Raw genomic sequence first — 7,791 nt, forward strand, 5'->3', positions numbered from 1 at the left:
CGGCTGGTCAGCGCGGCCGAGCGCCTGTTCCCCGCGCGCGCCGAGTCGGCCCGCTTCGCGTCGCCGCCCGCCGGACCCGCGCCCGCAGCGCCCGCACCCGCCGCGCCCGCACCCGCCGCGCCCGCACCCGCCGGACCCGCACCCGCCGCGCCCGCGCCCGCAGCGCCCGCACCCGCGCCCGGCGGCCCGGAGCCTCCCGCCCCGGAGCCCCCCGACCCGGCCTGACTGGACTGCCTGCCGACCGGCCGGAAGCCGGAAGACCCCCGCGGGAACCCCCGCCCTCCTTCCGGCCGGTTCACTCGGGACCCGCGCGGTAGCGCTCCAGGATCTGCCGCGCGGTCTCGGCAAGCCGGGTCCGCACCGCCTCGGGCGCCAGCACCTCGACCTGCCCGCCGAACCCGGCGAGCCGGTGGACGGCCGCGGCCTCGTGCTCGAAGGACAGCGTGACCTCGCGGCACCCGTGCGCGTCCGGCGGCGTCGCGGCGTCCAGCGCCGGCTGGACGGCATCGCCGAACACCTCGCCGAACGACGCGAGCGCGTCCGGCGATGCCCGCACCCGCACCCGCACAGTCGGTCGGCCCGTCACGAACGAGGCCGACCAGCGGTCCCAGAACGCGGCGAGATCGAAGTCCGCCGGCCGGCCCGACGGTTCGCACGTCACGCGAGCCGAGGTGACCCGTGCGGCGCGCAAGACGGCGGCCTCGCCTGCACCGGACCCGGACGCGACGAGGTACCAGGTCCCTGCCTTGTTCACCAGGCCGAAGGGGTCGACGACCTGTGTCGTCTCCGCGCCGTCGGCGCGCCGGTAGCCAACCCGCACGCGGCGGTGCTGCCGCAGCGCCTCGGCCAGCGTCCGCAGGTGGGGAACGTCCTCCCGCCCGTGAAACCAGCGCGGCATGTCGAGGTGGACAAGCCCCCCGCCGCCCGCCCCCGACCGGTGCTCGCCCGTCCCGCTGGCCCGCAGCCCCGCCGTGACCGTGATCTTGCGGTGCGCCGTCGAGAGGGCATCGGCGAGCCCGAGTTCGGCCAGCACGGCGGGCACGCCAAGCACGAGCAGCGCCTCAGCCTCCGCGGGCGACAGCCCGCGCAGCGGAAACCGGTACCCCTCGAGCAGCCGGCACCCGCCGCCGCGGCCGGCTGCGGCGACGACCGGCACCCCCGCGGCGCTGAGCGAGGCCAGGTCGCGGTAGACGGTGCGCACCGACACCTCCAGCTCGGCGGCCAGCGCCCGTGCGGGCATCCGGCCCCGTGCCTGCAGCAGCAGGACGAGGAAGACCAGCCGGTCGGCGCGCACGTGACCGAGCCTAGGGGAGAAATGCTGACACAAGGTGTCAGCGTTAGCTCGCTAGTGTCTGCGCCGTGATCACCTGGACAGAGTTCGCGCGGCGGCAGCCCGCGCTGGCCGCGATCGGCCGCGAGCAGTTCTACCAGCACGACATCGGGCTGGGTTTCCTCGCCACGGTGCGCAGCGACGGCGGTCCCCGGGTGCACCCGGTGTGCCCTGTCATCAGCCCGGCGGGGCTGCATGTCCTCATCCTCCCCGGACCGAAGCGAGCTGACCTGCGCCGCGATGGCCGCTATTCGCTGCACTCGGAGACGTTCGCGCCCCCGCGTGCGGACGACGGCTTCGCGGTGTCCGGCCGCGCCAGGGAAGAGACCGACCGGGCGGCCTGGGGCCTCGTCCGTGACCAGGTGGCGGCGGACTTCGGCGAGCCGTGGCCGAACTACGACGAACTCACCCTGTTCGAGCTGTCGGTGCAAGGCTGCCTGCTCACGCTCACCGAGCCAGCCGGCCTCTTCCCGAACGGCCCCACGGTCTGGAAGGCCCTGTCCTGAGCCGCGGCTAGCCCACTGCCGGGAGTGAAGGCAACCGGGCCGTTGGCGCAGCCGGCCCAGTCAGGCAGGGCCGTTGGCGCAGCCGGCCCGATACGGCCGGGCCGCTGGCGCAGCCGGCCCAGTCAGGCAGGCCGGGGCAGCACACGCCGCCGACAGTCCTTGACCCACGCGCCCGCACTTAACTCCCCGGCATTGGTCCTAAGCCCGCATGGTGCCGCAGTCGTGCATCTCCTACGATTTCGGCATGAGCGGGATACCGCCCGCAGGACGGTTGCTCGAGCGCGGCACCGAGCTTGCCGCCATCGAGGCCGCCCTGCAGTCTGCCCGCTCCGGGGCGGGGTCGGCGCTGCTGGTGGAGGGGCCCGCAGGGATCGGCAAGACGAGCCTGCTGGCGCACGCGTGCGCACGGGCGACGGCCGCCGGCATGACGGTGCTGACGGCCCGGGCGGCCGAGTTCGAATCCGCCTACGCGTGGGGCGTGGTGCGCCAGCTGTTCCAGCCGCGAATGCTTGACGAGGCGCGGCAGCTCGCCGGAGACGCGGCGGCGCTGGCCGCTCCCGCGCTGACCATCGAGACGCGCCCGGCGGGCGAAGACACGTTCTCGGTCCTGCATGGCCTGTACTGGCTCACCGTGGGGGTCGCGCAAGGCAAACCGCTGCTGCTCGCGGTCGATGACCTGCACTGGGCCGATCAGCCGTCGCTGCGGTTCGCGGTGCACCTGGCGCGGCGTCTTGACGGGCTTCAGGTCATGCTGATGGTCACGGTCCGCGAGCCCCGGTCGGGGACCGCGCAGGACAAGGCGCTGATCTCCGGGCTGGCGGCGGAGGCAGGCGTCACCGTGCTGCGCCCGGCTGCCCTCGGCGCGGCCGCGAGCGCCGAGGTTGTCCGCGATGCGCTCGGCGGTGCGCCGTCCGCGGCGTTCCAGCAGGCATGCCGCGAGCTCACGGGCGGCAACCCGCTGCTGCTCCAGGCGCTGGCCGCGAGCCTGGCCGCCGAGGGCTTCCGCGGCGGGGACGACGATGTGGCGCACCTGCGGCGGCTGACTCCCGGCTCAGTGTCGCGCGGCGTGCTGCTGCAGCTTGGCCGGATGCCCGCGGCGGCCCTGGCCGCCGCTCGGGCCGTCGCCGTGCTCGGCACGGCGGCCACGATCGCGCGGGTCGGCCGGCTGGCCGATATCGACAACGATGCGTGCGCCGAGGCGATCGCGGCGCTGATGGCCGAGCGGCTGATCCAGGGGGAGCAGGCCATCGAGTTCGTGCACCCGCTGGTGCGCTCGGCCGTGTACCAGGACCTGGCGGCCCCGGTCCGGCAGCGCTGGCACGCCAGGGCCGCGCGCATGCTCGATGCCGAAGGCGCCGCGCCCGAAGAGGTGACGGTGCACCTGCTCGCGTCGGCGGGCTCCGCCGATCCGTGGGTCGTGAGCAAGCTGCGCACGGCGGCGGCGGACGCCCGCAGCCGTGGCGCCGCGGACGTGGCGATCGTGTGCCTGCGGCGCGCTCTCGCCGAGCCGCCGCCCGCCGGACTGCGGACCGACGTGCTCGCCGAGCTCGGCGCGGCCGAGGTCATGCTGGGCGATGACGCCATGGTCACGCACCTGACCGAGGCGCTTGAGGCTGCCAGCTGGCCCCAGCGCGGCGAGGTCGCGCAGCTTCTCGCCGAGGCACTGCTCATGCGGGCAGAGTTCGCGGCCTCGGTGGACATGCTCGCCAAGGCGGCCGGCGAGGCGCCCGATGAGCCGGCCAGGCAGCGGCTGCAGGCAATGATGCTGACGGCGGGCCGGCTTGATCCGCACGCGCACGCGGCGATGGGGCCGATGGTGGCGCAAATCCGGGCCAAGGCGGCGCGCGGCGAGGAGCTCGACCCGCGCCTGCACGCAAGCCTCGCGCTCGAGCTCGCCGCCATGGCGCAGGACCGGGCGGGCGCCGTGCGCAGCGCGCGCAAGGCGGTGGCGGCGCTACCGGAGCGGGAATGGGTTGCCGGGCCCGCGCTGGCGGAAGCGCTGTCCGCGTTGCTGCACGACGACCGCATCGAGGAGGTCACTGCCGCGGCGCGCACGAGGCTGGACCTGGCGCGACGGCACGGCTCGGCGGAGGCGGTCGCCGCCGTCGAGGGCTTCCTGAGCATCGCCGCGCTCTTCGCCGGCGAGATCGGGCAGGCCGTCGCCTACGGGCTGCGGGCGGTCGAAGGCACGCCGAGCATCGCGATCGAGTACTTCCACCTGCCGTTCGTCATCCTCGGGCTGATCGAGCGCGAGGAGCTTGACCAGGCGCGGACCATGCTGGCGGAGCGGGGCCTGACCGGGGACCTGTGGCCCATCTGGCCGCTCATCATGATGAGGCACGCCAGGGCCTGCCTGCACGCGGCCGCCGGCGATCACGCGGCCGCCGCCGCCGACCTGCTGATCGCGGGAGAGCAGGCGCAGGCGTGCGGCTTCGTCAACCCGGCGGTCCTGCCGTGGCGATCGGACGCCGCGCTGTCGCTGCTGGCGCTTGGCCGCACCGACGAAGCGCGCCGGCTGGCCGCGGCCGAACTCGGCCTTGCCAGGCAGTGGGGCTCCGCCCGCGCGCTGGGTGTCGCGCTGCGCGCCGCCGGCCTGGCCGAGGGCGGCGACCGCGGCCTTGACCTGCTTGCCGAGGCGGTCAGCGTGCTGCGTCCCGCGCCCGTCCCGCTGGAACTGGGACGCGCCCTCGTCGACCTCGGCGCCGCGCGGCGCCGGGCCGGCGGGCGTACCGAGGCGCGCGGCTACCTGCGCGAGGGTCTGGATCTGGCGCACAGGCAGGGCAGCCTGCGGCTGGCCAGCCGTGCCAGGCGCGAGCTCGTGATAGCCGGCGGCAAGCCCCGGCGCGACGCGCTCCGCGGCCGCGACGCGCTGACGCCAAGCGAGCTCCAGGTCGCCGAGCTGGCAGCCGCGGGCCAGACGAACCGGCAGATCGCCCAGGCGCTGTTCATCACCCAGCGGACGGTGGAGAACCACCTGACCAGTGCGTACGGCAAACTCGACATTGGCGCCAGGGCCGAGCTCGGTGCCGTGCTCGCAGGCAGCCGGCGCCCCAGGCCCGGGGCTCCGGCAAGCGCACAGCCAACCGAGCCGATCGGGGCCTGACCCGGTCTCCTGTCAGGGGTTGCGTGCCGTCTGCCCGCCGCCGTCGGGGTCAGCCGTGAGCATTTGCAGGAGGCCGAACATTTCCGACCAGCCGGCGAACTCGTGCGGGCTCCCGTCGCTCGCCCGCACGATGCCGGCCACCGACTGCTCGTCGCCGACGTCAAGCTCAAGCTGCAAGACAACGCGGCGGATGCCGTCCACGGACCAGATCCTCCCTTGCCGCCATGACCCTCGCATCACGGTCCCCCCCGAGACGTTTTGCCACAGCGGGCAGGCACTGGAGCCGGCCGTGCTTGGCTATGGCCAGAGCTCGACCGTCCAGAAGCAGGTGGTGGACGGGTAGATGTAGAGCTCGTAGTCCCCGGCCGGGAGGTTGACCGTGCTGACGGGGCCGTTGATGGGCAGCGTGACCGGGTAGGTGACGCCGAGCGAGATGCTGCCGCCGCTGCCCGACTGGTAGTTCAGCTCGCCGCTGAACAGGCACTGGCCGTCGCCGTAGGGGTCGGTCGCCGCGTCGTAGGAGGCCTGCTGGTTCAGGGAGTAGGAGCCCGCCGGGATGCTGAACGTGTACACCGCGCCCTCATCGCCTGAGTAGGTGACGCCACCGGGCTCGTAGGGGTAGGCGCTGTTCGCCTGCGGCGGGGGGCTGCTTGAGGTGCCCGCCGCAGGCGACGCGGGAGCCGGAGAGCCCGCCGCGGGAGAGCCGGCAGCCGGGGAACCCGCGCCGGACGAGCCTCCGGCTGGCGAGCCTGCGGCTGGCGACCCCGGGGCCGGAGAGCCGGAACCGCCATTGCCGGAGGAATTCGGAACGGTGGAACCGCCGGCCGACGGTGAGCTGCTGGCGCATCCGGCGGCCGCCACGCAGGCAAGCAGCACTGCCGCCGCGATCACAACTGCCCGCCGCCGCCCGCCTGCCGCCTGCTGACCTGACGAACCTGATGAACCTGATGAACCTGAAAAACCTGACGAATGCGCCATCGTCGCCCCCTTGCCGCCTGTGTGCCGAGCGGGGGGCCCGTGCCCCGGCGTCGGCCTTCTCCGGGAGCGTATGGGCGTGCGGCAGCGGGGGGCATCACGGTGGGTACCACCATATTTCGGCGGCCGATCCGCTTCCGGCCGCCCGGCGCGGTCAGCGGGTCATCCGGCGGGGAACGGGTTGTCCCCCGGCCGCACGTCAAGAGCCACGAGCACGCGGGTGACCATGTTGTACGCCGCCACGGTCACGGTCAGCTCGACCACCTGCCGCTCGTCGAAGTGCGCCCGCACCGCGCCGAACACCTCCTCGGGCACGGTCACGTGCATGGTCATCGCGTCGGCGTAGCCCAGGGCCGCCCACTGCGCCGCGCTGAGCGACGCCGCTCCGCTGCCGCCGACCCGGATCGCCGCGATCTGCTCGTCGCCAAGCCCCGCCTGGCGCGCCAGCGGCTCGTGCGCCACCCACTCGTAGTCCGCGCCGTTGCGCGAGGCCACCCGGAGCATGGCCAGTTCCCTGATGTCCGCGGGCAGCGTGGACGTGCCGCGCACCGCGCCGAGCATGCTGTTCCAGCCGTCGGCGAACCCCGGGCTGTGCAGCAGCATCCCGTCGAGCGCGGTCAGCCTGCCGCCGCGCCGTGCCAGGATCCGGTCGGTCACCTCGCCGGGAGGCGCCACATAGGAAAGCCGTGCCATGGCAGGTACCGTACCGCTCAGTCCGCCGGCGCGGCCAGGGGGTCGATCCCGGCCAGGTCCTCCCGCTTGATCCGGATCGTCACCACCGCGATGACGAGCGAGAGCAGCGCGATCACCGCCGACACCAGGTAGCCGCGGGAGAACCCGTAGGCCAGCGCGTGGTTGGCCGCGGCGGTCTGCGCCGCGATCTCCTGCGCCTTCGTCAGGTGGGCGGCCCCCGCCGACGCGGCGGCGGACGCCGACCGCAAGCTGCTCGCCACCGCGCTCCACGCCACGGTGCCAAGCACCGCGAGCCCGATCGACCCGCCGACCTGCTGGCCGGTGTTCAGCAGCGACGACGCCACCCCCGCGTCCCCGTCGGCGACCTTCGCCAGGGACACCAGCGACATCGGGACGAAGATCAGCCCCATCCCCAGGGCGGTGACCATCATCGGGCCGAGCAGGCCGCCGGTGTACGTGCTGTGCTCGGTCAGCCGGGACAGCCAGAACATCCCGCCCGCCGCGATCGCGGACCCGCCGATCATCAGCGGCCTGGCGCCGATCCGCGACACGAGCTGCGACGAGAGCGCGGACCCGGCCATGATCATCGCGACCATCGGCAGGTAGGCCAGGCCGGACCGCAGCGGGCTGTATCCCCACACGGTCTGCACGAAGATCGTCAGGAAGAAGAACATGCCGAAGATCGCCGTGCCGACGCACAGGCTCATCAGGTAAGACCCGGTGCGGTCACGGGACTTCAGCACCCGCACGGGCACCAGCGCGTGCCGCGACCGCGCCTCGATGATCACGAACGCCGTCAGCAGCACCACCGCGGCCGTCAGCGACACCACGACCTTCGTGTCGCCCCAGTGGGAGACCCCGTTCGAGCCGGTCGCGGCGTTGGTCAGGCCGTACACGAGGGCGCCAAGGCCCAGCGACCCGGTGATCGCCCCGGGCAGGTCGAAGTTGCCGCGCCGCCGCTGCGACTCCCCGAGCACCCGCGGCGCCAGCAGCGCGACCACCAGGCCGATCGGCACGTTCACGAAGAACACCCACCGCCAGTCCGCGTACGTGGTCAGCAGCCCGCCGGCGATCAGGCCGACGGCCGCGCCGGAAATCGACATCGCCGCGTACACGCCCATCGCCCGGTTCCGCTGCCTGCCCTCGGGGAACGTGACCGCGATCAGCGACAGCGAGGTCGGCGC

At 74.0% G+C, this 7,791-nt stretch carries 8 protein-coding genes; 3 read left to right on the forward strand and 5 right to left on the reverse strand.

Annotation, left to right across the window (positions count from 1 at the left end; all coding sequences use genetic code 11):
• The coding region (locus Q1N79_RS15735; RefSeq protein WP_300609796.1) for a hypothetical protein at positions 1 to 225 on the forward strand (225 nt) is incomplete at its 5' end.
• A gap of 70 nt (positions 226 to 295) precedes the next feature.
• On the opposite strand, the gene Q1N79_RS15740 is transcribed toward Q1N79_RS15735, so the two are convergent.
• Positions 296 to 1,294, reverse strand: a complete 999-nt coding sequence (locus tag Q1N79_RS15740) for a YafY family protein (protein WP_300609814.1) — start codon at positions 1,292 to 1,294, stop codon at positions 296 to 298.
• A 65-nt stretch (positions 1,295 to 1,359) separates the two neighbouring features.
• Between Q1N79_RS15740 and Q1N79_RS15745 the strand changes: the two genes are divergently transcribed.
• Positions 1,360 to 1,836, forward strand: coding sequence for a pyridoxamine 5'-phosphate oxidase family protein (locus Q1N79_RS15745; RefSeq protein WP_300609815.1), 477 nt, complete (start codon positions 1,360 to 1,362; stop codon positions 1,834 to 1,836).
• 244 nt (positions 1,837 to 2,080) lie between these two features.
• Positions 2,081 to 4,939 carry a LuxR family transcriptional regulator gene (locus Q1N79_RS15750; protein ID WP_300609816.1) on the forward strand — a complete coding sequence of 953 codons (2,859 nt, stop codon included), beginning with the start codon at positions 2,081 to 2,083 and terminating at the stop codon, positions 4,937 to 4,939.
• Between the two features lie 12 nt (positions 4,940 to 4,951).
• Here Q1N79_RS15750 and Q1N79_RS15755 read toward each other — a convergent pair whose 3' ends face one another.
• From Q1N79_RS15755 to Q1N79_RS15770, 4 genes are all read right to left on the reverse strand, one after another.
• Positions 4,952 to 5,140, reverse strand: a complete 189-nt coding sequence (locus Q1N79_RS15755; RefSeq protein ID WP_300609817.1) for a hypothetical protein — start codon at positions 5,138 to 5,140, stop codon at positions 4,952 to 4,954.
• A 96-nt stretch (positions 5,141 to 5,236) separates the two neighbouring features.
• On the reverse strand, positions 5,237 to 5,830 hold the full coding sequence (locus Q1N79_RS15760; protein ID WP_300609818.1) for a hypothetical protein: 594 nt from the start codon (positions 5,828 to 5,830) through the stop codon (positions 5,237 to 5,239).
• A gap of 246 nt (positions 5,831 to 6,076) precedes the next feature.
• A complete protein-coding gene (locus tag Q1N79_RS15765) occupies positions 6,077 to 6,607 on the reverse strand; it encodes a carboxymuconolactone decarboxylase family protein (RefSeq protein WP_300609819.1) in 531 nt (176 codons plus the stop codon).
• A 17-nt stretch (positions 6,608 to 6,624) separates the two neighbouring features.
• On the reverse strand, positions 6,625 to 7,791 hold a 1,167-nt coding region (locus Q1N79_RS15770), incomplete at its 5' end, for an MFS transporter (protein WP_300609820.1).

The sequence above is a fragment of the Trebonia sp. genome (genome assembly GCF_030042015.1).
Lineage (GTDB): Bacteria > Actinomycetota > Actinomycetes > Streptosporangiales > Streptosporangiaceae > Trebonia.